The 24,838-nt window shown below is 68.1% G+C and carries 22 protein-coding genes; 18 read left to right on the top strand and 4 right to left on the bottom strand.

Annotated elements, in window-relative coordinates; genetic code table 11:
- Positions 1-36: 36 nt before the first annotated feature.
- Both V6M51_RS12970 and V6M51_RS12965 read right to left on the bottom strand, forming a co-directional pair.
- Positions 37-558 carry a hypothetical protein gene (locus V6M51_RS12970; protein WP_332767765.1) on the bottom strand — a complete coding sequence of 174 codons (522 nt, stop codon included), beginning with the start codon at positions 556-558 and terminating at the stop codon, positions 37-39.
- A gap of 76 nt (positions 559-634) precedes the next feature.
- The gene (locus V6M51_RS12965) at positions 635-1,987 is read right to left on the bottom strand and encodes an integrase (RefSeq protein ID WP_332767764.1); all 1,353 of its coding nucleotides are present in this window, start codon (positions 1,985-1,987) and stop codon (positions 635-637) included.
- A gap of 331 nt (positions 1,988-2,318) precedes the next feature.
- Here V6M51_RS12965 and V6M51_RS12960 point away from each other — a divergent pair, with 331 nt between their 5' ends.
- The 5 genes from V6M51_RS12960 (at position 2,319) to V6M51_RS12940 (ending at position 5,788) form a co-directional block, all read left to right on the top strand.
- Complete coding sequence (locus tag V6M51_RS12960; RefSeq protein ID WP_332767762.1) at positions 2,319-2,759, top strand: hypothetical protein; 441 nt, start codon at positions 2,319-2,321, stop codon at positions 2,757-2,759.
- Positions 2,752-3,090: a hypothetical protein gene (locus V6M51_RS12955; protein ID WP_332767760.1), complete on the top strand. Its 339-nt coding sequence runs from the start codon at positions 2,752-2,754 to the stop codon at positions 3,088-3,090. The genes V6M51_RS12960 and V6M51_RS12955 overlap by 8 nt, the downstream gene beginning before the upstream one ends.
- A gap of 80 nt (positions 3,091-3,170) precedes the next feature.
- Positions 3,171-3,950, top strand: coding sequence for a plasmid partitioning protein RepB C-terminal domain-containing protein (locus V6M51_RS12950; protein WP_332767759.1), 780 nt, complete (start codon positions 3,171-3,173; stop codon positions 3,948-3,950).
- Between the two features lie 147 nt (positions 3,951-4,097).
- A complete protein-coding gene (locus V6M51_RS12945; protein ID WP_332767758.1) occupies positions 4,098-4,799 on the top strand; it encodes a FadR/GntR family transcriptional regulator in 702 nt (233 codons plus the stop codon).
- Positions 4,800-4,981: 182 nt separating this feature from the next.
- Positions 4,982-5,788, top strand: coding sequence for an amidohydrolase family protein (locus tag V6M51_RS12940; RefSeq protein WP_332767756.1), 807 nt, complete (start codon positions 4,982-4,984; stop codon positions 5,786-5,788).
- Between the two features lie 51 nt (positions 5,789-5,839).
- On the opposite strand, the gene V6M51_RS12935 is transcribed toward V6M51_RS12940, so the two are convergent.
- Positions 5,840-7,381, bottom strand: a complete 1,542-nt coding sequence (locus V6M51_RS12935; RefSeq protein ID WP_332767754.1) for an FAD-dependent oxidoreductase — start codon at positions 7,379-7,381, stop codon at positions 5,840-5,842.
- 85 nt (positions 7,382-7,466) lie between these two features.
- Positions 7,467-8,618, bottom strand: coding sequence for an alpha/beta hydrolase family protein (locus V6M51_RS12930; protein WP_332767752.1), 1,152 nt, complete (start codon positions 8,616-8,618; stop codon positions 7,467-7,469).
- Positions 8,619-8,715: 97 nt separating this feature from the next.
- Here V6M51_RS12930 and V6M51_RS12925 point away from each other — a divergent pair, with 97 nt between their 5' ends.
- From V6M51_RS12925 to V6M51_RS12865, 13 genes are all read left to right on the top strand, one after another.
- Positions 8,716-10,056: an amidohydrolase family protein gene (locus V6M51_RS12925; protein ID WP_332767751.1), complete on the top strand. Its 1,341-nt coding sequence runs from the start codon at positions 8,716-8,718 to the stop codon at positions 10,054-10,056.
- Between the two features lie 113 nt (positions 10,057-10,169).
- On the top strand, positions 10,170-11,276 hold the full coding sequence (locus V6M51_RS12920; RefSeq protein ID WP_332767750.1) for a zinc-dependent alcohol dehydrogenase: 1,107 nt from the start codon (positions 10,170-10,172) through the stop codon (positions 11,274-11,276).
- Positions 11,277-11,283: 7 nt separating this feature from the next.
- Positions 11,284-11,754, top strand: a complete 471-nt coding sequence (locus V6M51_RS12915; protein WP_332767749.1) for a hypothetical protein — start codon at positions 11,284-11,286, stop codon at positions 11,752-11,754.
- Positions 11,751-12,659: a dihydrodipicolinate synthase family protein gene (locus tag V6M51_RS12910; RefSeq protein ID WP_332767747.1), complete on the top strand. Its 909-nt coding sequence runs from the start codon at positions 11,751-11,753 to the stop codon at positions 12,657-12,659. The genes V6M51_RS12915 and V6M51_RS12910 overlap by 4 nt, the downstream gene beginning before the upstream one ends.
- On the top strand, positions 12,656-13,339 hold the full coding sequence (locus V6M51_RS12905; RefSeq protein WP_332767746.1) for a fumarylacetoacetate hydrolase family protein: 684 nt from the start codon (positions 12,656-12,658) through the stop codon (positions 13,337-13,339). Before V6M51_RS12910 ends, V6M51_RS12905 begins: the two co-directional genes overlap by 4 nt.
- Before the next feature lie 1,136 nt (positions 13,340-14,475).
- Positions 14,476-15,003, top strand: a complete 528-nt coding sequence (locus V6M51_RS12900; RefSeq protein WP_332767744.1) for an RNA polymerase sigma factor — start codon at positions 14,476-14,478, stop codon at positions 15,001-15,003.
- A gap of 65 nt (positions 15,004-15,068) precedes the next feature.
- Positions 15,069-16,001 (top strand): FecR family protein, encoded by a 933-nt coding sequence (locus V6M51_RS12895; protein ID WP_332767742.1) that lies wholly within the window; start codon positions 15,069-15,071, stop codon positions 15,999-16,001.
- Between the two features lie 80 nt (positions 16,002-16,081).
- Positions 16,082-17,443 (top strand): serine hydrolase domain-containing protein, encoded by a 1,362-nt coding sequence (locus tag V6M51_RS12890; protein WP_332767740.1) that lies wholly within the window; start codon positions 16,082-16,084, stop codon positions 17,441-17,443.
- Between the two features lie 89 nt (positions 17,444-17,532).
- Complete coding sequence (locus V6M51_RS12885) at positions 17,533-18,984, top strand: serine hydrolase domain-containing protein (protein ID WP_332767739.1); 1,452 nt, start codon at positions 17,533-17,535, stop codon at positions 18,982-18,984.
- Position 18,985: 1 nt separating this feature from the next.
- Entirely contained in the window at positions 18,986-20,326 is a 1,341-nt protein-coding gene (locus V6M51_RS12880) for an amidohydrolase family protein (RefSeq protein ID WP_332767737.1), read from the top strand.
- A gap of 13 nt (positions 20,327-20,339) precedes the next feature.
- Entirely contained in the window at positions 20,340-20,954 is a 615-nt protein-coding gene (locus V6M51_RS12875; RefSeq protein ID WP_332767735.1) for a hypothetical protein, read from the top strand.
- 9 nt (positions 20,955-20,963) lie between these two features.
- Positions 20,964-21,632: a Fe2+-dependent dioxygenase gene (locus tag V6M51_RS12870; protein WP_332767733.1), complete on the top strand. Its 669-nt coding sequence runs from the start codon at positions 20,964-20,966 to the stop codon at positions 21,630-21,632.
- Between the two features lie 98 nt (positions 21,633-21,730).
- The gene (locus V6M51_RS12865) at positions 21,731-24,769 is read left to right on the top strand and encodes a TonB-dependent receptor (protein WP_332767731.1); all 3,039 of its coding nucleotides are present in this window, start codon (positions 21,731-21,733) and stop codon (positions 24,767-24,769) included.
- Positions 24,770-24,838 lie beyond the last annotated feature (69 nt).

Below are 24,838 nucleotides of genomic sequence, written 5' to 3'. Positions count from 1 at the left end.
ACCGGCCGGCCACGCGGGCTCGATCCCAACTATTCGTCAGTCGGTAGCGCTGATCGCGATCTTCCGCTTGAGCAGTAGTTTTCCGTCGTCGGAGACGACGCGGACCTCCAGCCGAGCTAGGTCGATGGGGCGATCGTCGTCGCGTTGAAGCCAAACCAACGCGGCGTAGATGCCGCTTGGCTCCGACGAGAGATGGAGCAGACGCACCTTCACCCTGGAGCGATCGCCAGTCAGCGGAATGCTGCCGATGTTCTCGGTGACCATCGCGCGCTCGAATTGGCTGTTCATGACGCCGAGAGCCAAATGCTCCTCGCTACGTTCTCCCGGCAGCAGCGTAGTTTCGGATCGGCCCAAAACCTTAACCTGCGCCGATAGTCCGATGTGCGCGAACTCGGGACGGTACTCTATCCGCATCTTCAGCATGGCTGTCGGGCCGCGTACCGTGGTGATCGCCAGGCGCGCAGACTTACCGCGAATGTCGAGATAGAAGAGCCGCGCGAGCGACGCCGATCCCGTCAGAGCGCCGACTATTCCAAATATCAGCGACGGTAGTTCCACTGCATGTTCCCTGCGCCAGCGCGAGTGTGCGGCACGCAAGTCTAGCGGCTATTCTGGCGACCCGAGTCGTCAGACTTTACGCGGCCATCATCTCATCTGGCTCGTGACGGTTCCGAGGCCGTCCGACCCGGACATCCCGAGCGCGGGGATCTCTGACTGCGTCGCCGATCCGCCGGGCCGGCAGCTGCGGCCAGCGAGGAATGCCATCATCCGGACTGCTGGCCGCCTTGGCCGCAGCGTCGATAATGTAGGTCGACAGCCGCTCCTGCGCCTCGCGCAGGTGGTCGTCGAGCAGCTTGGCGCGTGTGATGTAGCCGGCATTCACACCGGGCAGGCTGTGGTTCATCAAAAGATGCATGTCGATATCCGAGAGGCCGGCGGCCTGGCCTACGGTGCGGTAGGTCTGCCGCAGGTCGTTGCCCCATTTGAAGAGCCTGGTGCGGTCTTCCTTATGCTCGACGAGATGCCCCGCTTCGCTGGCGGCCGCGAAGATCCAGGTCTCAGCCTGCTCGGGATAGAGCTCGCGACTAACCCGCATCGCCCGGATCAGGCAGCGCACCATGGCCCGCGACAGCGGGATGTCGAAGGCTCGCTTGGCGCCGCCTTTGGGCCTGGGGATGTGCAGGATGCGGCCTGCCAGATCCAGGTCCGCGACCCTGGCCTGCATCAGCGCGCCAGGCCGTGATCCCGAGAGGAGCGTGAAGAGGTGGAACTCCCGGCGAATCTGATGGCGCAAGCTGCGAGCTTGCTCGAACCAGCGGGGGAGGTCGTCGACGCCCATGGCGCTGTCGCGCCGACGCTCGACATTCCAGTCGACCGCAGTCGTCGGGTTGTCAGGCGGTAGCTGTCGCGCCGAGCGACGGGCGTGGTTGTAGATGGCCCGCAGGGTGCGCATGCAGCCGTTGGCGGCGAAGGGGCCGTTCTCCCGCGTGATCTTGTCATGCCGGTCGGCGACCAGCCTGGGGTGCTCGCCAAGCGTCATGAGCGGCTCGTCCAGCCAGTCCGCCATGTACCGCTCGACGTGGTCGCGAAAGCCCCGGATCGTCGCCTCGCTGCGTTCCTTCCGGCGTAGGTGGGAGTCCCTGTACCGGTCCCAGGCTTGTCGCAGGGTCACCCCGGCTGCGGGCGGCGGCGCATCGGCGGCTGCCTCCGCCGCGAACTCACCGGCGGCGATGCGAACCAGGTGGTCCCGAGCCAGCTTGCGTGCCGCTCGGGTCGTCAGATCGGCCGCCGATCCGATCGTCTGCCGCGTGCTCTTGCGGACGCCTTCGTTCCAATATTCGCCATAGACGCAGAACGTCTTCCGACGTGTGCCCACGAGGACGTAGAAGCCCTTCAGCTCGGTGTCGCGGGCCTTGTATTGGCCGCCCTGGGCGAAAGGCAGACGAGCCACGACATCGTCGTTCAGACTGATCCGTTGGTCCGCCATCTCAGCCTCCAAAGCGAACTAGGTCGGGAATTAGGTCGGGGTTTCTGATGTCGAAACGTACCAACGATCTTCCGGTCGAACTGCGATCGAGTTCGATCGCGTTCGCCAAAACCTATATTACGCAACGGGTTGTGGGGTTGGCAACCTCACTCCAGCGAGTTCTGGCGAAGCCCAGAAAAGGTGGATTGAGCAACTACGAATCTGAGGGTCGGACGTTCGAATCGTTCCGGGCGCGCCAATTTTCAATGACTTAGCTGCCAAGCTGGCCATCGAAAAAGGCTTACACACCTCTTACACAGTGGAACACACCCCTTCACAGAAGGGCGTTCCGATGCCGAACGGGCATTCGATCTACGGCGGAAAGATCCAGATCTACCGCCGCGCAGGCTCCTCCTCGTGGCAGTGCTCTGCCTACGTCGCGGGGAAGAACCACAGGGTCTCGACCAAGTCCGACAGCCTCACCCACGCCAAGACGCTGCGTCACTGGCGCAGCCAGGCCCTGCGCGACCTCCTCGCGGACCTGGAACGGGTGAAGCCGCAGGCCCTGCAGCGCCAAGCGGCCGGCGACGGCGACAAGGGGCTTAACGTGCGCACCACGCGCATGGCTTCCATCGAGCTCAATCGGCTGTGCGACGCCGAGTTCAAGGTCGATCGCAATTTCATTGGGCCGACCGCAAAGGGCGGGGTGGGGGACCAGCGGCTGATCGAACTCCCGGCCGACAGCGTGATGGTGATGATCGACCGCGTGGGACAAGAGGTGGCCAATGCCTAGCGCCCAGGTCCTCACCTCTCAGGAAATCGGAACCCTGGGATTCTTCCTCAGCCTGATCAGTCTGCTCGGCAGCTTCTTCTACGTGCAGCTGAGCAACTGGCTGCGCGACCTGATCGCCGCCGAGGCGCTGTTCGAAGGCCACAAGGTTGGGGGCGACGACACGGAGAAGGCGGTTCTGCGGCAGCTCAAATATAGCATCAATAGGCAGTACAACCGCGTGCCGCTACTGACCTCGCTCGGCTATCTACTCAGCCGGGGCTATGCGATTGGCCGCAAGGTCTACGACGGGACGCAGCCGAAGCCGGCCAAGCCGGCCGCGGCGGCGTCCTGAGCGCCGCGTCGGATCTCATCGGGCGCGCGCTATCGCAGCCCGCGGCGGTCGCGCGCGGGCTCCAGGCGCGCCGCTATCAGTTGGCAGCCGCGCTCGCCCTGGCGGACGCCGCCGGCGAGGGCCGTTCGACCGAGCTGCGCCTGCCGCCCGGCACCGGCAAGACGATCGTCGCCAACATGGCCGCGCTCGCCTATCGGAGTTTGCGGCCCGCCAGTCGCGTGATGCTCGTTGCGCCGCGCCCTGGCCGCCCAGCATGGGCGCTACGCGACTTGGTCGTATCCGTTCATGCGCTCGGTCCTCGTCAACGACGAGCGCGTCTCGCGGCCGCACCGGCTGTCGGCGGCCTGCGAGAAGTCCGACCTCATCATCGGGTTGCTGCCCCTGAGGTCGCGGTCCTGCTCAAGGATTCGCAGTGCTCGTTCGCGGTGTTCGATGTGCTGCGGAAGATGGGACCGATGCGCCAGCTCGAGGCGGCCGAGCTGATGCTCGGCCACAACAACTTCGGCAAGGCCTTCGCCTTGGCTTTGCTGGCCGCGACGCCAGAGGGCCATCTGGCCTCCACGAAGGGCAAGCGGAAGCCGGCGCCGGAGACGAGCGCGGTGACGCGCGAACAGGTGGCGCGGCTCGAGCGGGGAGCTCGCCGGGCTGCAGGTGCAGATCAAGGCCGTGGAGGAGACCTACGGCATCGACAACCTGCACCTCACGGTCGCCAAGGCCTAGTCACGCGGCTGTTCGGCAATGCCCAGGTCGTGCGCTGGTTGGCGCAGCACAAGCCGGAGTACCTGAGCGAGTTCCAGGCGATCTCCGAGCTGCTCAGCCTTCCGGTCGAGGGGGTTATGTCTCCGGGTTCTCAAGCCTAGGCCGGCTTACGCCCGAGTTTGGCGCCAAGGCGACCAAGGTGTGAGATCTAGAGTGCATCACTTGCTTGCGTGGAGCAGGCAGGCTGGCCCTCGCCGGCTGTGAGTGGTTAAGTGGTTCCGCTTCAACCAATCGGGCGGGATGCCTACATGACGGCGACCAAAGCGGACCATCTGTTGCCCACCGTCCGGAAGTGGCTCAGCGCGCAGCGGCTCGACGGCAACCTGCGTCTACCGGCGGAGCGTGAGCTCGCCGCGAGGTTCTGCGTCTCCCGCGCGGAGTTGCGTAAGGCCTTGGCGGTGCTCGAGAAGGAAGGGCAGATCCGCCGCCACGTCGGCCGCGGCACCTTCATCGTGCCGGACGCGGCGCAGACGTCGGTGGGGAGCGAGGACATCGCCGCCCGGACGAGCCCGCTGATGGCCATGCAGGCGCGCAGGATCATAGAGCCGGAGCTGTGCCGCCTGGCTGCGCTGAACGCCACATCGGCTCAGGTCGGGGAGATGCGGAGCCTTTGCGCCGAGATGCGCAAGGCGCCCAGCTGGGAAGCCTATGCGGAACTTGACTGGCGCTTCCACAACGTAATCGCCGAGGCCACCGGCAACGTGCTCCTGGCGGAGATCCAGGCGCTCCTCAACGGCGTGCGGCGCTACGTCGTATGGGGCACGCTCGTGAAGCGCCCCGTCGGGCCTGCGGACGACTACCACTCCTTCCGTGAGCACGAGGCGATCGTCGACGCCATCGCGGCGCGTGACGGCGCCCAGGCGATGCGCGCGATGGCGGACCACCTAGGCGGAACCCAGGCGCACATGCGGGGCGCAGACCGCGACGCGGACCTGCTGCAGACGGTTTAGCCGTCGCATTGACGCGCGGGGCGGCCTGCTCGACACGATCTGACCGGCTCGGGGCCAATTTGAACCATACTTGACCAAAATGGTTTAGCCCTTCACTCTCGAGACACATCCCGGTGAGCACGGCCAATGGGTCTGCGCCACGGGCCACTTTGGGCTTACTCGAGAACGCCGCAGGCCGACCCATGCAGATCATCGATTCGCAAATCCACCTGTGGACGGGCGAGCAGGCCCCGCCGCATCACTGGCGCGCGCCGTTCCGCATGGAGGACGCGCTTCGGGACATGGACGCCGCCGGCGTCGATAGCGCCGTCAACTGCCCCGCCATCTGGGATGCGGACGCCAACGCCTATGCGGTGGAGGCGGCGCGCCAGTATCCGAGCCGCTTCGCCACGCTCGGCTGGTTCGACCTTTCCGTTCCTCGCCCTGACGATTTCGTCGACGGGTTCGTGGCCCAGCCGGGCATGCTGGGCCTGCGGTTCGTCCTCGTCATGCCGGATCAGCAGCGACTGCTGGCCGACGGCGCGCTGGAGTGGCTCTGGACGGCGGCCGACCGCCTGGGTCTGCCGGTCGGGCTCATGGTCCATCCCGCACTCTATGCGGAGCTGTCACGCATCGCGGCGCGCCATCCTAGGATGAGGCTCCTGATCGATCATCTGGGCGTTGGGCCTTTCACCAAGCTTCCCGAAGCCGGCGAGCTCGTGGAGGCCCTGCTGCCGCTGGCCCGTCTGCCCAATGTTGCGGTCAAGGCGAGCGGCGTGCCCAGCATGGCCAACGATGACTATCCGTTCGCCAGCACCCATCCGCTCCTGCGCCGGACGTTCGACGCCTTCGGGCCGGAGCGCATGTTCTGGGGCACCGACTACACCCGGATGAGGTGCAGCTGGCGCGAGTGCGTGACGATGTTCACCGAGGAACTCAGCTGGCTGCAGGGGGAGGACCTGGAGTGGGTGATGGGCCGAGGGGTCCGAGAGTGGATCGGCTGGCGCTGACGGCAACCATCGGGCTTTGCGTCGACGGGGCCGAGGATCCGTCGTTGCGGACTACAAGGGCGGCGTGAGCCTCGCGGCGGCCCGCGCCGTCGCGGCGACGCGGTCGTCCCGGGCGATCTGGGCGATGTAGCCGTCGGGCCGCACCAGAATGAGGGCATCGCCGGTCAATCCGTAGGCTGACGCGAAGGTCTCGCCGGCGTCGCGCAGCACGACGTCCGCGTCGGCGCCTGAGCCGGGGTTGATCGCCACCCGCTTCAGGCCGGCCCCCTGCCTCGACCACGCCAGACGTGACAGGTCCTGGGCTGCGGCCACGCCGAAGGCGAGCGCCGTGAAGTGTGGTCCCCGGAAGACGTCGAACAGCCGCACGGGCGCGCCGTGCAGGTCCTTGAGGACCGCATCCGGTGCGCGGTCGCCGACCGCAAGCGTGCTGGTCGACGCGCCGCCATCCCCCAGCGGGCCTCTTCGATAGGTGATCCCCAGCTGCTGTTCGTCCGCGCCCCGCCTGGAGGCTTCGGCCCCGCCGCGGTTCATGGCCTCGTACTTCTGGGTGGACATCCCAAGCACCCGCGCAGCCACCGGCTGGCGCTCGGCTTCATAGCTGTCGAGTAACGTCGCTGGCGCGCCGTTCAGGGCCTGCGCGAGCTTCCAGCCCAGGTTGTAGGCGTCCTGGACTCCGGTGTTCAGGCCCTGCGCGCCGGCGGGCGTGTGGACGTGAGCCGCATCGCCGGCCAGGAAGACGCGGCCCTGGCGATAGTGGTCGGCCAGGCGGATGTTCGGCCGAAACACCGAGGTCCATCGGATGTCATGCAGCCTGAGCTTCTTCGAGCGTGTGTGGTCACGGACCCGGTGGTTGAGGGCGGCTTCGTCGAGGCGCGGCTCCTCGCCAGGCTTCAGGCGGATCATCCATTGGAAGAGGTCGCCGTGCGGCAGGGGGCAGGCGACCACGAACCGGCCCCCGCCGCCTGGCCAGGCGTGCCAGTAGTCGCGGGAGAGGCCCTCGACCTTGCAGTCGACGATGATCATGCGGTCGGCCTCGTCGGTGCGGCCCGGAAACCCGATCTTGAGCTGCTCGCGGACGGAGCTCGCCCCGCCGTCGGCGCCGACCATGTATCGGCAGGTGATCGTCTCCTCGCCGCCGGGATGCTCGACGGTGGCCTGCACGCCTTCGTCCGTTTCGACGAACGCCTTGAGCCTGGCGTTGAATTCCACGCGCACGCCGAGCGCCGCGAGTCGTCGATGCAGGAGCGCATCGGTCTCGAATTGCGGGATGAGCAGGGTGTTGGGATACGGGATGTCCGAGGTCGCCTTGCGGGTCTTGTACATCCGCCGCGGGATCACCAGCGGCCCCACGTGGACGCCAAGCGGGGGATAGAGGTCGCCGGCGGCCAGGGCGTCGGCCACGACGCCCAGATCGTCGAGCACCTCGAGGGTGCGCGGCTGGAGCCCCTTCGCCCGCGAACCGGGGAAGCTGTGGGCGTTCTTCTCGATGATGCGGACCCGCAGGCCGCGGCGCGCCAGGTCGATCGCAAGGGCCGATCCGGTCGGGCCGCCGCCCACCACCAGGACATCCAACATAAGGTCAGGGTCAACCAAGCTTAGGCTCCATCCGGAGAGCCAGGCGGCTGGATTCCAGCGCCTGGGACGAACATCGTGAGTGAGGCGGCATGTGCGGCGATCGTCAGGGGCCGCCCAGGCGCGACGCCAGCCAGTCCCCGACCAGCGAGAGCTTGTCGTCGGGGTGGTTGTAGATGCAGTGGTCGCCGTCCGAGAACACGACCATCTGCTTGTCTGCGGCCTGGGCGGTCTGGAACAGGTTCCGCGCGTCCGCATCGCTGATCATCGGATCCAGCCCCCCATGGACGACCAGCAGTGGACAGCGAACGGGCGCGTCAGGATCGGCGGGCCTTACCGTGGCCCAGCGCGCCTGCGCTTCATCGCCGGACACGTCCCCGACGAAAGCGGTCATCTTCTGGAAGAAGGTCGCGTTGGCTCGCGCCATCGCCGGCGCGCTCGTGCCGCCGTTGTTACAGCACGCGGCGATCGCTGGATGGCGGGCGGCCAGGTGCATGGCGAAGGAACCGCCCATGCTGTTGCCCACCACGCCGATCCGGCGTCCCGCGGACCGGCGCGCGAGCCAGTCGATCGCCGCGGCGTAGGCCGCCTCCCATCCGTCGGTGAGGAGATGTCCCAGGACCATGCGGCTTTCGCCCTGGCCTGGGCCATCGATCGAGAGGGTGTCGATGCCGCGGGCCGCCAGCGCCGTGGCCATCTCCGAGAAGTCCATCGCCCAGCCTTCGACCCCGCCGATCAGGAGGGCTGCGCCGACCACTTCGGGCCCGGCGGCCGGAAAGAACCAGCCGATCAGAGGACCGTTCGGGGTCTCGATGACCTCCCGCTGGCGATCGCCCGCCAGCGCGGCCGCCTGGCCGTAGAGCTCTCCGGCGCGGGCGAAGATCGCCGAACGTTCCGGGCTGTCTCCCAGCATCATCATCTGGCTCATCCGTGTGAGCGCCGAGGCGCGGAAGAGGCGGTTGATCCGGGTCTGGCGGGTTGGCGGAGAGACGCCCGCCTCTGGGGGCGACAGGCAGCTGTCGGCCAGTTCGGTGGCGACGCTTCGCCAGTCTTCGCCCGCCCAGACCCTGCCGCGAAGCTCCAGGGCGTCGGGGTCGTGCACCCCGTAGGCCATGAGGCGCTCGACCGACAGTTGGCGAAGCGCGGCCTGCGATTCCGCTGAGGCCGCCTCGTCAGGCGGGGCGAACGCTGCCGCGCGACGCCCTGAGAACGCGCGCACGATCGCGGGCGCAAGCTTCACCTCCGGACCGTCTCCCACCGCGTTCTCCTGTACCAATTTGGTTTAAATAGTCTCTGATTGGTTGACAATGCAAGCTCAAAGGCGCGATACCACCCCGCAACATAGAGAGGGCGTTTTGACAAAGATCCTGATCCGCGGCGCGCGGGTGTTGGCCGCACCTCCGGAGAGGGTCGACGCCGCGACGACCGACATCCTCATCGACGGCAGCGCCATAGCCGCCATCGGCCCCCAACTGGACGCCGGCGAGGCGACGGAAGTCGTCGACGGGGCCGGCCGGCTGGTCCTGCCTGGGCTCATCAACTGCCACCTTCACACCTGGCAGACCCCGCTACGCGGCCTCGCGGCCGACTGGTCGCTGATGGAATACCTGATGCGGGTGCACGGGCGTGTGGCGGAGCATTTCACGCCGCAGGACATCTATGATGGGACCCTGGCGGGCGCGCTGAACCAGATCGCCGGCGGAACCACCACCGTCGGCGACTGGTGTCACAACAATCCGACGCCTGAGCACACCGATGCGGCGGTCGCGGCCCTGCAGGCGTCAGGCATCCGCGCGCTGTTCATGCATGGGACGCCGGGGGCAGGTCCGGGTATCGCGCCGTCGCCGCATCCCCGCGACGAGCTGGAGCGTCTCCTCAATGGCGCGTTTGGGGACCGGGAAGGCCGGCTGACCCTCGGCATCGCCATTCCCGGGCCGATGTATTCGCCGCTCGAGATTGCGGAGCACGATCTGCGCCTGGCCAAGGACCTCGGGCTGATCGCCTCGATGCATCACAGCGGCGGTCCGACGCCGGCGGTGGATCCTTGGCCACTTCTCGAAGCCAAGGGGCTGCTCGGCCCGCACGTCAACATCGTCCACGGCAATCACCTGGACGACGAGACGCTGGCGCGCCTGGTGGGCGCGGGCGTCACCTTCACGGTGACGCCGGAGGTCGAGATGGGGGACGGTCACGGCCACCCCATCACGGGCCGTCTGCGAGCGCTGGGCGCCGCGCCTTCCCTCGGGATCGACATCGAGGCGGCCATCAGTGGAGAGATGCTGACGGCGGCGCGCATGGCGCTCGCGCACCAGCGAGCGCTTGACCATGCCGCGGCTCGGAACGGCGCAGGTCCGTCCGCGGGACCTCCGCGGGGCGCCGAGGCGCTCGGGTGGGTGACGCGCGAGGGCGCCCGCGCCCTGGGTCTGGCCGGCCGGGTCGGCGCCCTGGAAGTCGGGATGCAGGCCGACCTCGTCATGGTCGATGCCGAAGCCTTCAACCTGCAACCTGCAAACGATCCGGTCGCGACCGTCCTCCAGGCCCACCCCGGGAACATCGACGCCGTGATGATCGCCGGCTGCTGGCGCAAGCAGAACGGCGGACTGTGTCGAGATGATCTCGCCGAGCTCTCCCTGTCGGTGCGCAGGATCGCCGCTCGCGTCCTCGGGGCCGCTGGCCTGGCGGCTCCGGCAGCCTAGGCGCGGGCGCGCCGGATCCTCCCGACGCTACGACATCGATTGCGCCCAGGAACGGGCTGCGCTATGAGATAAACCAATTTGGTTTATATTGATACAAATGGTCGAGGCGGTGAATGGACGAGCGCATGCTCATGGTCCCCGAAAGGATGCGGGCTTGGGTCTTGGGGAACCCAGGACAGCTCAGCCTGGTGGACAAGCCGACGCCCGCGCCCGGCCGTGCCGAAGTGCTGGTCCGCATCGATGCGGTGGCGGTCTGCGCTACCGACCTTGAGGTCATCCAAGATGGGCCGCCGGCGCGCATCCAGGGCGGGCTGCCGTTCAACAAGGGCTTTACGCCTGGCCACGAGTACATGGGGACCGTCGTGCAACTCGGGCCGGACGTCGGCGAATATCGGGTTGGCGAGCGGGTGAGCGTCGAGATCCACGCCGGTTGCGGCCGTTGCAAGCGGTGCCGGGAAGGCATGTACACCGCCTGCCTGAACTATGGTGAGAACTACGAAGGCCATGACCGCGGCCATCGGGCCAACGGGTTCACGACCGACGGTGGCTTCGCGCAGTACGCGGTGAACAACATCAACACGCTAGTCCGGGTGCCGGACGGCATGAGCGACGAGGAAGCCGCGCTCGTGGTGACCGCGGGCACCTCGATGTACGGGTTCACCGAGCTTGGCGGTCTGGTGGCGGGGGAGGCCGTCGTGGTCATCGGCCCGGGGCCGATCGGTCTCCTGGCCGTCGCCATCGCCAAGAGCTTGGGGGCGTCGCCGGTGATCCTGACCGGCACCCGGGCCGAGCGCCTCAAGATCGGGGCCCTTCTCGGAGCCGACCGGGTGATCGACGCCACCGCCGAGGATCCCGGTGATGTCGTGCGCCAGATCACGGGCGGCGGCGCCGACTTCGTCATGGACTGCGCCGGCACGGAGGAGTCGATCAACCAGGCCATCCAGATGGCCAACCGCGGGGGACGGATCTGTCTGGCCGCCTTCCCGCATGTGCCTGTGTCGATCGATCTCGCACATGCGGTGCGCAACAACATGTATCTCTACGGAATACGCGGGGAGGGGAGAAGCGCCACCCGGCGCGCCATGGCCCTGATGCCTCGCTTCGATGCGAAGCTGATCCACACCCACACCTTCGGCCTCGCCGACCTGCCCGAAGCGCTGCGCTACGCGCGCGAGCGCGTCGACGGGGCGATCAAGGTCGTCGTGCGTCCGCAGGACTGACAGGCGCATGGAGCACAAGATCGTCGAGATCGCGCCGCCGGGTCCGCCCGAGGACCCGCTGCGCGACTGGCCCGAAGCCCGCCGCAGGGAGTTCGAGGCCAACCAGTTCAGCGGCGGCGTCGGCAGCGTCCTCGTATCCGAGACCGATCGGGTGCGGGTTTGGCACCTGCACCTGCCCCCCGGCGGCTGGCTCACCTTCCACCGCCACGTCCTGGACTACTTCTGGACGACCCCCTCGCGCGGCGTGGCGCGCGGCTACTACCAGGACGGCCGGATCGTCGACGTCCACCACTATCCTGGCGAGACCCGGCACTTCCGCCATGGGCCGGGCGAGTTCTTCGTCCACGCCATCGAGAACGTGGGCGACACCGACCTGATCTTCATCACGGTCGAGTTCCTGCCCGGCGAGAACCCCGCCATCGACATTCCCGACAGCCAGCGGCTGTCCACTAGCCCCAAGACTAGAGGACCCTCATGACCGCACGCGTGCGCGGCGTCGTCGCCGCCATCACCACGCCTGTCACCGAGGCGGGGCATCCCGATATTCCGCGCTTCCTCTCCCGCGCACAGCGCCTCCTGGCCGACGGCTGCGACGGCCTCAACGTCCTCGGAACGACGGGGGAGGCGACCTCTTTCAGCGCGGAGGCGCGCGAAAGCCTGACGGACGCCGTGGGCCGCTCGGGATTGCCCACCAGCCGCTTGCTCGTCGGCGTCGGCGCCGCGGCCCTCGACGACGCGGTCCGCCTGACCAAGTCGGCCGCCGCAAACGGGTTCGGTGGAGCCCTGGTGCTGCCGCCGTTCTACTACAAGGCCGTGGCCGACGCCGGCCTGATGCGGTTCTTCGATCGGCTCGTGACCGCGACGGCGGCGGAGGCCATTCCCTTATACCTCTACAACTTCCCGGCCCTCAGCGGCGTCACGTACACGCCCGCCCTGGTGGAGGCGCTGGTGGCGGCCTTCGGCGACCGCATCGCCGGCTTGAAGGACTCCTCAGGCGACGTACCCTATTCCCGCCAGATCGCTGCGATCTCGCCGGACCTCGACGTCTTCCCTTCGAACGAGGCTAACCTGGGCCTAGCCCGGGAAGGCGGACCCTTCGCCGGCTGCATCTCAGCAACGGCCAACCTCAACTCTGCGGACTGCGCGCGCGGGTATCGCGAGGGCGACGCCGACGCGCTCTTTCGGGCCATCGCCTTCCGAAACATCTTCGACGGACTGCCGCTGGTTCCCGCCATCAAGGCCATGGTGGCGCATCTCGCCGCCGACCCGGCGCACGAGCTGACGCTGCCGCCGCTCGCGCCTCTGGCCGCGGAGCAGCGCAGGGAGCTCTTCACGAGATTTGGGGCGCTGGGCCGCCTCGAAGCCCCGGTGGCGCTCGCATGATCTACACCTTTCCGCCCGCCCCGAGCGCTGCCGTGCCGATCGAGGGCAGCGAGGCGCTGTTCCCCGTCCGTCGGATCTGGTGCGTCGGGCGAAACTACGCAGAACACGCCCTCGAAATGGGCGGTGACCCGGACCGCGAGCCGCCCTTCTTCTTCGGCAAGCCTGCGGACGCCATCGTCCCCACCGGCGGTGAGCTGCCGTATCCCCTGGCGACTCAGGACCTGCATCATGAGGTCGAGCTTGCCGTGGGCCTGCGGTCGGGCGGCAGCGGGCTCAGCGTCGAGCAGGCGGGCGCCGCCGTCTTTGGCTGCGCCGTCGCTTTGGACATGACGCGCCGCGATCTCCAGTCCGAGGCCAAGCGGCTCGCGCGGCCGTGGGACATGGGCAAGGCGTTCGACAGGTCCTGCCCGATCGGCGCTTTCCGCCCGTGCCCCGGCGCGCCCCCGACGAAGGGCGCCATCCGCCTGACGATCAATGGCGAGGTGCGCCAGTCCGGCGACCTCCACGCCCTCATCTGGCCGATCGCCGATACCCTCGCGGCGCTTTCGCAATTGGTCGAACTCGCGGCGGGCGACGTCATCCTCACTGGGACGCCCGCCGGGGTCGGTCCCGTTCGTCGGGGCGACCAACTCCGCGCGGAATGCGATGCGGCGCCTGCCCTCGAGGTCCGCTACGCCTGAGCGACGATCGAGGGAGGCGCGAGCGGATGGACGGAGATAATGCGTTCTCCGCGCCCTGAAGCCGATGAGTGAGGGCTGACGCTGCGCCACCCGTTGGGCCGTTTAGAGACGCCATGTCAGCTCAAGGCTCCTGCGACGCGCTCATCGCAGATTGCTCAACGCAAGCAGTTGCCCAGCCCCGGCGGTAACCAGCCGCAGCCGGCCTCACAGTCGCACGTCCGCTCTCCGGCCCGAGTCCAAGTTCCGCTCTTGGCGCCAAGCGGCCCTTTCGGCAGATACTGGTTGGTCGTCGAAAGCTAGAGCGCCATAGCGAAGGCATAGTTCTCTGCGCCTTCGACGTCGGCGCGCCAATTTTTCCTAGAAAATCAATGAATCTTCCGATTGAGCTACATCGCGAGCTTCGGCGCTCGTCGTTTACTCCGGGGATTTTGGTCTAAAACGACGCTATCGTGGCGGTTCGGCGGGCGAAGCAGCGTCAAATTGGAGCGCAGAAGCGCGCGCTGGGGCGTCGGCAGGCCGCCTAACAATCACCGAACGCGGGGCATGGAACCTACCGAACGGCCCGCAGGGACCCATACTGTCGAGATGGTCGTCCAGTTTTTGCAGAGCAGCCGATCTAGCCGCCTTCGCCGACGACCGATGCAGGCGGTTTTGACAGCCGTCGCATCCATCGGCGCACTGATCCTGGCCCCTCTTGCGCTGCAGTTTGGCTTGCCTGCCTGAGTCGCCCAGCACCGTCCTATCGGACTGGCGCCACAGACCATCCTCCGAAGGCGAGCCTTTCGCGCCGAGGTTAGCGGCGTCCGCGCTGCAGTCACGTCGGAATCGGGCCCAGCGGCGTCATGTCGACCCGGCAGGAGGTAGGGGATCTGGCGGCGTCGGACGTCTAGCTACCATGCCGTGATGCGTGGTCGCGATGCGGGCTGGGTTTGCATGACGCCGACAGGGACTAGTCATAGCGAAGATCGAGCAGGGGATAGGCGGTCTGTCCGCCCCTCCGCATGTGTCGCCTGCGGGGGGCTGTCAGTCCTACATCGGCCATCCAGGCGCCGCGCCTCCGCGACCAAGCCCTTTGAATTCGCTCAAAGTATGCGAGGCTTGACCAAGACATGACGCCGGCACGTAAATCTGAGCTGATGGCCAACGACAGACGCTCCACGCTGATCGAAGATCTGAATCAGGCCTACCGCGAGCGCGGGGCCAGGCTCCGGGAGATCGCGGCGCGCGGCGGACGCGACGACGCCTCGGACCTGGTGCATGACGCGATCGTCAAGACCCTGGAAGCCGGGCAGAAGTCGGACGTCCGCGATCCGGTCCGGTTCCTCTTCCGGGTCACGCGCAACACCTTGCTCGACCGCTTCCGGACCAGGACGCGCCGGGGACGGGTCTTGGAGTACGGCCTTGACGACGCCGATGCGACCGATCCGGGCGTCAGTCCCGAGCGCGCCGTCATCGCCTCCGAACGGCTCAGCGCGGCGCTGGCGGCCATCGACAAGATGCCGCCGCGCCGGCGGGAAGCCTTCCTGCTGTGCCGGGTCGAAGAGCTCACCTATGCGGAGGCCGGCCGCCGGATGGGCGTCAGCGTCCATGCGATCGAGAAGCTCATGTCCGCCGCGATGGCCCAACTCTTTGAGGAGTTCGACACCGACGGCGACTTGGCGTAGGGGCCGGAGCGGTTTGAAACGTCTATATTGGCGGTGGTTGAGCGAAGGACGCCATGAAACTTTCCGTGGAAAGACGTGAAGCGGCGGCGGCGTGGTTCGCTGTGCAACGCCGCGCCGTCATGTCCATCGAGGAGCGGGAGGCGTTCGACGCTTGGCGCGCCGATCCGCAGAACCTGGCGGCGCTCAACGCCATGCATGAGCTCTGGGGTGAGATGGCGGCCCTGAAGGCCGTCCAGCCGGTCCTGCGCACGCCCTCGCTCCAACGTCGTCGGATCGCCGTGGGCGCCACGGGCGGGATCGCGGTCGCGGTCGCAGGCCTGCTCGCGGTCACCGCCATCCAGCCCATGGCCTACGCCCAGAGCGCCAGCACTGCGATCGGCGAGCAGCGCTCCAGGACCTTGCCGGACGGCAGCGTGGTCAACCTGAACGTCGCGACGCGCATCGACTACAAGATGCAGGACGACCGGCGGAACGTGCGGCTGCGGGAGGGCCAGGCCCTGTTCGTGGTCCACAAGGACAAGGACCGGCCCTTCCTCGTGACCGCCGGCGACTACGAGGTCCGCGCCGTGGGCACCGCCTTTGACGTACGCCTCAGGGACGGCGCCACTGAGATCGCGGTGCAGGAGGGGGTGGTCCTGGTCACCGCCCTGAAGGGCCCGCGCGCCGGCCAGCCGATCGCCCGCCTGGAAGCCGGCCAGAAGCTGGAGCTGCCGGCCACGCCCGCCGCCGCCAGCGCGACGCCGGAACCGATCGCGATCCAGAGCGTGGCCGAATGGCGGCTGCGCACGGTCTCGTACGAGGACGCGTCGGTCGCCGAGGTGGTCGCGGACCTAAACCGGTTCTTCCCGCAGCCCATCGAAATCTCCGACCCGACCCTGGGACGGCGGCGGATCACCATCCGGCTCCAGGTCGAGGATCGCGAGAGCACCCTGCGGACCCTCAACGCGCTGCTGGGCGTCCCGGTCGAAGACGGAACTGGCCGCGCCGCGGCGTCCTGATCGACCCTCCGCCTTCCCAAGGTAGGGGAGGAGCCCGGCCAAGGCGTCATTGGGGCATGGCTCGGCAGGGAGAAATGACCATGTCCATGGCGGACGACGAGGTTGCGCAAGGCGCGAAACCCGACAACAGGAAGATGGCCGCCGGCTTCGCGGCCAAGCTCGCCTGTTCCGGCGTGTTCGTGTCGGGCCGGACGCTCGAGGACGTGGTCCGCGACGACATCCAACGCGCCTCGCCGCTGACGCGGGACATCGAATATGCGCTCGACGTCGACCGACAGACGGTTACCGCCACCAAGCGGGGGGTTTCCGTAACGGCGCTGCACCGACCTGGCGTCGGCGCTGTCCTGGTGGTCGACGCCGACCTGGAAACCCTGCGACGCCAGACGGGGGGGATGAGCCCGGCGCGGACCCTGACGAGGCCCGGGCGCTGGCCGGAAGGGGAGGAGGCCGAACCGGCGACGCGCGATGTCCCGGGATCCGCCCTCAGCGGGGCGCTGGACGCGATCTTCGCCGACGAGACGCCGGATCGGGAGATGGACACCCGCGCCCTGGTCGTCGTCCATGGTGGCCTGCTGGTCGCCGAGCGCTATGCGCCCGGCTACGGCCCGGCCACACGCCTGCTCGGCTGGTCGGCGAGCAAGAGCGTGCTGGCGACGCTGGTCGGCATCCTGGTGGACGAGGGTCGTCTGAGGCTGGACGCGCCGGCGCCCGTGTCCGAATGGCGCACGCCCGGCGATCCGCGCGGCGCGATCACGCTGCGTCACCTGCTGCACATGTCGAGCGGCCTGGCCTTTTCCGAACCCTATGTCCCAGGCGCCGACAGCACCGTCATGCTGTTCGAACGCGGCGACATGGCGGGGTTCGCCGCCGCCAGCCCGCTCGCCCACCCGCCTGGCGAGGTGTGGGACTACTCGTCGGGCACGACCAACCTGCTGTCGCGGATCGTCATGGAGGCGGTGGGCGGCTCGATGGCGGCCTATCAGAACTATGCCCGCGAGCGGCTGTTCGAACCCGCCGGCATGGCGAGCGCGGTGTTCGAGCCCGATGAGCGAGGGGTGATCGTGGGGAGCTCCTACCTCTACGCCACGGCGCGCGACTGGGCCCGGTTCGGACAGCTTTATATGAACGGCGGCGAATTGAACGGACGGCGCATCCTTTCGAAGGCCTGGGTCGACTTTGTCCAGCGGCCGGCTCCCGCCGCTCCGCTTCGGGAGTACGCGGCGCATTTCCGGCTGAACCCGTTACAGGAGCCCGGCGGGACCGAGCGGGAATACCCGAACCTGCCGCACGACATGTACTTGGCGCGCGGGCATAACCGGCAAATCGTGGCGATCATGCCCACGCAGCGGACCGTCATTGTCCGGCTGGGCTGGACGGTAAACGACAGGGTCTTCGAGCTCGACCGCCATTTCTCCGCGATCCTCGCCGCGCTCAGACTTTAGGTTCGGCGGCGGAAACGTCATCGACAGGGTAGGGGCCGCGCACGGTTCGAGCGTCATGAAGGGCATAGCTGCCAAGGGGGAGTTCGGCTGTGCCCATCGAACCAACACGACGCCTGATCATGGGGCTCGCCGCCGGTGGCGCGGCCCTGGCCGGCGCCCCGTCGCTCGCCGCGGAAAATGACGCGAACGCGATTGGGTTGCCCCAAGCGCTGAGGTCCAAGATCGCCGCCCGACTGGCGCGAGACCAGATCCCGGCCATCGCCGTCTGCGCGATCAAGGACGGCGTGCCCCTGGTCATCGATAGCGTCGGCCAGGCGTCCTTGCCGTTCGGCGTGGCGGCGACGGAACGGACGCTGTTCCACTTCGGCTCGATCTCGAAACACGTCACCGCCGCGGCCATTCTGCGGCTGGTCGAGGCCGGTCGGATCGGCCTCGACGATCCGGTCGGACGTCATGCCCGCGACCTGCCGCCATCCCTCGCCGGGTTCACCATCCGGGCGCTGCTCAGCCACACGGCGGGCGTTCCTGACTACGGGCTTCTCGCAGGTCGCCCCGATACCGGCGTCGACCGGCCCGTCAGCCGCACCGCCTTCGTCAAGGCGGTGGGCGAACTGACGCCCGGCTTCGCGCCCGGCGAGGCCTGGAGCTATTCCAACACTGGCTATGTGCTGCTGGGCTACGTGATAGCCGACGTCTCGGGACGAACCTATCGTGAGTTCGTGACGGAGGAACTGCTGCGCCCGGCGAAACTGCGCGAGGCCCGCGTTGACGACGCTCCAGCGATCATCGCCGGCCGCGCCGAGCCCTATGAGTTGCAGAAGGGCGTCCTTCGCCACGCGGTGATGATGGATGGCGACTATTCCGGCTGGCCGGACGGCGGACTGCTGTTCTCGGCGCGAGACGCAGCGCGCTGGGAGGCTGGGTTGCAGGCCGATTCGGCGATCCCGGCGGCCGCGCAGCGCCAGATGACCACGCCGATCATGCTGTCGACGGGGCGCGACTGCGCCTACGGACTTGGTTGGTACACCGACCGGGTGCGGGGCCGGGCGCTGCAGTATCACGGCGGCAGCGTGCCAGGGTTCCTGGCGTTCTATCTGCGCGTCCCGGCGGAACGGGTGGGTGTGGTGGCGCTCACCAATCTCGGCAGCGGGGTCGGCGAAATCGCCCTGCGCCGCACCGTCCAGGACCTCGCCGAACTGATCGCGCCCGGCTCGACCCCGATGTCGCTTCGTCCGATCCGCGATCCGGATTCGGCGCTCACCGCCGAGGCGCGAGCCATGCTCACCCGCGGCCCAAAGTCGCTCGACGCCAGCCGGTTCGCCGCGGAGATCGCGCCGCTGCTGGGCCGGCCGGCGGGCGCGCGACCCTCTCCCCCGAACCGCGCGGGCCGCGGACCGATGAGCACTTTCGAACTGGTCGAGACCTTCGCCGAGGGAGCGGGCCAGGTCCGGCGGTATCGCGCGACCTTCGGCGAGGAGGTGGAGCATTTCGCCTTCGCTCACGCCCCCGACGGCAAGATCTATCGCGTGCGAGGCTACTGAGATGGCGCGGCGCATGCTGGCGGTGACGTGTCGCGGCGCCGTCGCCTTCGTGCTGGGCCTGCTGCTCCTGACGCCGGTGGGCGCCGCGGCGCAGCCGGTGATCTATCTCGGCGCGCACCTTATCGACGGCACAGGCGGGCCCCTGAGACGCGACATGGCCATCGTCACGGATGGCGAGCGGATCACCGCCATCGTGCCCGCCCGCAAGCTCGCGATCAAGGGCTTGGGCGCCGTGGAAGTGGTCGATCTGGCGGGCCTCTATGTGCTGCCCGGCCTGATCGACAGCCACGAGCATCTGCGACCCGGCGCTAGCGGCAAGGCGATGATGCGGCGCGACCTCTATTCCGGAATCACGGCCGTCCGCGACCTGGCCAACGACCTGCGGGACCTGCAAGGCTTGGTGGCGGCTTCGCGTTCCGGAGAAATCCCCGGGCCGGACATCTACTACGCCGCGCTGATGGGCGGGCCGAGCCTGTTCGAGAATCCTCGGATGCATGGGCTGTCCACGGGCTTCAAACCCGGGATCGTCCCGTGGGCCCAGGCGATCGCCGACGACGCCGACCTGCCGGCGGCGGTGGCGCGGGCCAAGGGCACCGGCGCCACGGCGATCAAGATCTACGCCAACCTGCCGCCGCCGCTGGTGGCCGCCATCGCCGCCGAGGCCCACCGGCAAGGCATGCTGGTCTGGGCGCACGCCGCAGTCTTCCCCACCAAGCCCCGGCAGGTGGTTGAGGCGGGCGTCGACGCCGTCTCGCATGTCTGCGACCTAGCCTACCAGGTTGCCAACCCGCCGCCACAGACCATCGGCGATCGGTTCCCCGTCGACTTCGAGGCGTTCGCCCACGGCGACAACGCCGAGCTGACGGCCCTGTTCGCCGAAATGCGCCGCCGCGGCGTGATCCTCGACGCCACCAACCGAACCTATGCCGAGGGCGACGAGCGACCGGCGGGCGGACGGCCCCGTAACTGCACCGCCGAGCTGGCCGCCAGGCTGACGGCCCAAGCGTTCCGGCAGGGAGTGGACATCTCGACCGGCACCGATGGCTTCGCGCCGCCGCAAGAGCCGTTCCCCCCGCTCTATGATGAGATCGGCTTCCTGGCCAGGAAGGTGCGGATGCCGCCGGCCCAAGTGATCCGCTCGGCTACCCTGGTGGGCGCCATGGCCGCGGGTCGGCAGGCCGAGATGGGCACGATCGAGGCCGGCAAGCTGGCCAATCTGATGGTGGTCCGCGCCAACCCATTGGACGACATCGAGGCGCTGCGGACAGTCGTCCTGACCGTCAAGCGCGGCAGGCGCTATCCGCGCGCCGACTACCAGCCGGCCGCCAAGGGCGGCGACTAACAGGAGATCAAGCGTGCGGATGAAGATTTGGAAGACCCTGGCGGGCGCGAGCCTGGCCATCGGCGCCTGCGACGCCGCCGTGGCCCAGGCGCTGGGCCCCAGCGGCTATCCCGGCGGGACGATCGAGCACGCTCTAGAGAAGATGTTCGACGGCGAGGGCGGCGAGGGAGGTCTCGGCATGACCGATCTCGCCGACGGCCGCTTCTCCGTGCCGGCGCTCAAGAACGACCAGATCGTCAAGGCCGTCGGCGGCAATACGATCCGCTCAGGCGACCGTTTCGCCCTTCACTTCTCAACGGACGGCCGCGTCGAGGGCTGGACGCTCAAATGGACGCCCGCGCCGGCCAGCGCCTGCGCCGAGCCGCGGGCAAAAGGCTACGCGCTCGACGACGGCCAGTGCATCGCCTCGACCGAGATCCCGGTCCGCGGCGCCTGGAGCGCGCGAGGCGACAAGCTGTGCATGCCGGGCGTGTTCGCCTCGCCGTTCGACATCAAGATCCCGGCGAGCCGCTGCTACTCGCTGGCGCTGGCGATCAACAGCGTCCTGGCCTTCGACGAGGCGGGCAAGCTGGTGCGCCGGCCGATGAGCCTGGTGCGTGGCGACGCGCGCGGAAAGCTCGCGGACTAGGGCGGTGCGATGATCCTCTGCATTGAGGACGTGCTGAGCGCCGGAGACTTGGAAGCCATCCGCGGCGAGATCGCTCGGTCCGGGTTCCGCGACGGCCGCGCCACCGCCGGCTGGTCGGCCCGGCGGGTGAAGAACAACCTGCAGATGGAGGCCGGCGACCCCTGCTACGAGCGGGTCGCCGGCCGCATCACGGCGGCGTTGCGGGCCAACGAGGTCTTCATGCAGGCGGCCCTGCCGCGCGCCCTGCGACCGCCGCTGATCAGCCGCTCGGATGTTGGCATGGGCTATGGGCGGCACATGGACGACGCGCTGATGGGCGAGCCCTACGTGCGCACCGACCTCGCCTACACCCTCTTCCTCAGCGCGCCGGACGCGTACGAGGGCGGCGAACTGGTGATCGAAAGCGCCTCGGGCGAACTGGATTTCAAGCTCGCGGCCGGCGGCCTGGTGCTCTATCCGGCGACCTATCTGCACAAGGTCGAGATCGTGCGCGCCGGAACCCGGCTCGTGGCGGTCGGCTGGGCGCAGTGCTGCGTCCGCGACGCCGGTCGGCGCGAGCTGCTCTTCGACCTGCAGCGGGCCCGCCGGATGGTGTTGGCCGACACCGGCGGGGGCGAGGCGTTCGACCTGATGTCCAAGGCCTGCGGCAACCTCCTCAGGCTCTGGTCGGAGGTCTAGGCCACGCGGTTGTCGCGGCTTGGTCGAAAATTCGTCATCCGAGGGTAGGGTGCCTCCCAGCCCCGAGCGTCATGAAGAGCAAGAACCAAGGGGGGGTCATGCTCAAGAACACTCATCACATGTCGCGTCGGGGACGATGGAGCCAGGCGAGCGCCGCGGCGCTGCTGATCGGCTTGGCGGCCGCTCCGGTGGCGGTGGCCAGGGAGGCGACCAACCGGTTTGCGATCCCCGCCCAACCGCTGTCGTCCGGCCTGCTGGTGCTCGGGCGACAGGCCCGCATCTCCATCGCCGCCCCAGCCCCACTCGTCTCCGGCAGGTCTGGCAAGGCGGTGCAGGGCGAGCTGACCGTCAGGGCCGCCCTGAGCCAGATGCTCGAAGGCACCGGCCTTGACTACGAGTTCGTGGGCGCCAGCGCGGTGCGCATCCGGACGGAGGGCGAAGGCCCCCAGGCCTTCCGGGCCGGCGCGCCCCAAGGTGACATCGGCGACGAAGCCGCCGAAGAGGCGTCGCAGCTCGCCGAGGTGATTGTCGTCGGCACGCGGATACGCGGTCAGGCCCCGGTGGGCTCGCAGATCGTCACGCTGGATCGGGACGAGATCCACCACATCGGCCGGGCCACTGTCACCGACCTGCTGCGGACGATCCCGCAGATCCAGTCGATCGGGACCACCGAAGGAACCCGGGGACGGCGCGGGCAGGGCGATATCGACAACGCCGGGGCGGGCTCAAGCGTCAACCTGCGCGGCCTCGGGGCCGACGCCACCCTGACCCTGGTCAACGGGCGGCGGCTCGCGCCGAGCGCGTCCGGGGTGTTTGTCGACATCTCGCAGATTCCGCTGGCGGCGGTCGAGCGGGTCGAGATCCTGCCGGACGGCGCCTCGGCGTTGTACGGCTCGGACGCCATCGGCGGGGTGGTCAACTTCGTCCTACGGCACGACTACGACGGCGCCGAGACCTCCGCCCGCTATGGCGCGGGCTCCGGCTTTCACGAATACACCGCCGGCCAGGCCTTCGGCAGGTCGTGGGACACGGGTTCCATCAGCCTGGCCTACGAGTACTACAGCCGCACCCACCTGGCCGGCTTCAAGCGGCCCTATTATCGCAGCGATCTGACCGCCTTCGGGGGCAGCAACTTCCTGCCCCAGTCGCCGGCGCAATCCCAGGCCTTCCAGGCCAATCCCGGCACGATCGTCTCGGGAACCACGACCTACGCCATCCCGGCGGGCCAGAACGGGCAGGGGCTCACCCTTGCCAACCTGGTGGCCGGTTCCCGCAATTTCCTGGATCCGCAGCTCTTCCAAGACATCCTGCCCGCCCAGAAGCGGAACAGCCTCGTCGTTTCGCTGAACCAGGACCTTGGGGAGCGCGTCAGGCTCTTCGCCGACCTATTCTATTCCACCCGCGATTTCGAGCGGAAGACCCAGCCGGCGGGCCGTCAACTGGTCGTGCCCAGCTCCAATCCGTTCTTCATCGCCGGAATTCCCGGATCGCCGACGCGGAATCTCGTCCGCTACTCCTTCGTCCGCGACTTCGAAGCCCGCGACGAAGGCAGTTCGGAAAACTACACGGTCACGGCCGGCGCCAATTTCGACCTACCGCGGGATTGGAACGGCGAGTTCTATGTCAGCAAGGGCCGCGACGAGCTGAAGACCCGCTCGATGGGCTTCCCCAACGAGGCTCGCCTGGCCGCGGCGCTGGCCGACCCTAATCGTGACACGGCCTTCAATCCTTATGGCGACGGCGCGTTCACGTCGGGGGCCACCCGGGCTAAGGTCGAGGGCTTCGCGACCCGCCGGCAGGCCTACGATATCGAGTCGGTGAACCTCGGCGGCAGCGGGGCGCTGTTCGCTCTGCCCGGCGGCGTGGTGCGGATGGCGATCGGGGCGGACTACCGCAAGGAGAAGCTCGGCGTCTCCAGTGTCCGCGATCAACTGGCGCTGACGCCGACCCCTGGGACGGCGGCGGACGGAGACGGGGTCCTGAGCCGTTCGATCAAGGCCGCCTATGCCGAACTGCTGGTTCCGCTCGTCGGCTCCGACAACGCCCGGGCGGGCCTGCGCAAGCTGGACCTGTCCTTCGCGGTGCGCGGCGAGCGCTACAGTGACTTCGGGGAGACGACCAATCCCAAGATCGGCGTGCAATGGAAGCCGCTCGATGACCTGCTCGTGCGGGGAAGCTGGGGTTCATCGTTCAAGGCGCCGCGCCTGCAGCAGCTCAACGAGGCGGCCAATGTCTACCGGGGCCTGACCCTCCCCAATCCGGGCGCCGTTCCCGGGCCGAGCACGCCGGCTCCCGGCTTCTCGAACGTCATCGTGCAGCTCGGTTTCGGCAACAAGAAGCTGCAGCCCGAGACGGCGAAGACCTGGAGCGTCGGCGCTGATTTCGAGCCGTCGGCCATCCCTGGCCTGAAGGCCAGCCTGACCTATTTCTCGGTGAAATACGAAGACCGGATACTGTCGCCCACCGACCTGGAGTTCATCATGGCCCTGGCCGGCGGCCAGACCAGCGACATCGTCACCAAGCTCAATCCGAGCCAGGCTGAATTGGACGCGATCTACAACTCCGGAAAGTTCTTCGTCCTCGACACCCCGTTCCCGGCCCCGCAGGTCTATGCGATCGCAAGCCTGCAGGGTTCGAACTACGGCGCGGTGAAGCTGGACGGGTTGGACGCCAACCTGACCTACGAGTTCACGACCGAGGCCGGCGTCTTCACGCTCGGGGCCAGCGCGACCTACATCGCCAAGTACGAGGTCCAGCGGCTCGCCGACGCTCCGTTCATCGACCTCTTGAACACCAGCAGCAATCCCAACGACCTGCGCGCTCGGGCCTCGGTCGCCTGGACACGGGGACCACTGCGCGCCGGTTTGGCGGTGAACCACGTCGGAAGCTACGTGAACACGTTCTCGAACAGTAAGGTCGAAGCGTGGACGACCACGGATCTGCAGCTTGGCTACGAGTTCCAGCAATCGAGCAAGTACCTCGAGGGACTGTCCGTGAACCTGGACGTTGAAAATCTGTTCGATGACGACCCGCCGTTCGTGAACAACGGAAATGGAGGGGCGAATATTGGCTACGACCCTGAATTCGCCAGCCCTCGCGGCCGGGTCATTTCCCTGACCCTTCGCAAGACCTGGTGAGAACGACCTCCGCCGGCCCTCTCGGGTCAGGCGGAGGTCGGCGACCGAACATTCCAACCGATCCGATCG

This window comes from Phenylobacterium sp. (assembly GCF_036677185.1).
In the GTDB taxonomy this organism is placed as follows: Bacteria; Pseudomonadota; Alphaproteobacteria; order Caulobacterales; family Caulobacteraceae; genus Phenylobacterium.
This window is presented reverse-complemented; position numbering and strand designations above follow the sequence as displayed.

What these genes read in the sequence shown, in the direction of transcription:
- V6M51_RS12920 (WP_332767750.1), top strand. Translation starts at nt 10,170, where the DNA reads ATGGACGAGCGCATGCTCATGGTCCCCGAAAGGATGCGGGCTTGGGTC.
- V6M51_RS12965 (WP_332767764.1), bottom strand. Translation starts at nt 1,987, where the DNA reads ATGGCGGACCAACGGATCAGTCTGAACGACGATGTCGTGGCTCGTCTG.
- V6M51_RS12905 (WP_332767746.1), top strand. Translation starts at nt 12,656, where the DNA reads ATGATCTACACCTTTCCGCCCGCCCCGAGCGCTGCCGTGCCGATCGAG.
- V6M51_RS12910 (WP_332767747.1), top strand. Translation starts at nt 11,751, where the DNA reads ATGACCGCACGCGTGCGCGGCGTCGTCGCCGCCATCACCACGCCTGTC.
- V6M51_RS12880 (WP_332767737.1), top strand. Translation starts at nt 18,986, where the DNA reads ATGGCGCGGCGCATGCTGGCGGTGACGTGTCGCGGCGCCGTCGCCTTC.
- V6M51_RS12940 (WP_332767756.1), top strand. Translation starts at nt 4,982, where the DNA reads ATGCAGATCATCGATTCGCAAATCCACCTGTGGACGGGCGAGCAGGCC.
- V6M51_RS12900 (WP_332767744.1), top strand. Translation starts at nt 14,476, where the DNA reads ATGGCCAACGACAGACGCTCCACGCTGATCGAAGATCTGAATCAGGCC.
- V6M51_RS12915 (WP_332767749.1), top strand. Translation starts at nt 11,284, where the DNA reads ATGGAGCACAAGATCGTCGAGATCGCGCCGCCGGGTCCGCCCGAGGAC.
- V6M51_RS12890 (WP_332767740.1), top strand. Translation starts at nt 16,082, where the DNA reads ATGTCCATGGCGGACGACGAGGTTGCGCAAGGCGCGAAACCCGACAAC.
- V6M51_RS12955 (WP_332767760.1), top strand. Translation starts at nt 2,752, where the DNA reads ATGCCTAGCGCCCAGGTCCTCACCTCTCAGGAAATCGGAACCCTGGGA.
- V6M51_RS12865 (WP_332767731.1), top strand. Translation starts at nt 21,731, where the DNA reads ATGCTCAAGAACACTCATCACATGTCGCGTCGGGGACGATGGAGCCAG.
- V6M51_RS12945 (WP_332767758.1), top strand. Translation starts at nt 4,098, where the DNA reads ATGACGGCGACCAAAGCGGACCATCTGTTGCCCACCGTCCGGAAGTGG.
- V6M51_RS12960 (WP_332767762.1), top strand. Translation starts at nt 2,319, where the DNA reads ATGCCGAACGGGCATTCGATCTACGGCGGAAAGATCCAGATCTACCGC.
- V6M51_RS12870 (WP_332767733.1), top strand. Translation starts at nt 20,964, where the DNA reads ATGATCCTCTGCATTGAGGACGTGCTGAGCGCCGGAGACTTGGAAGCC.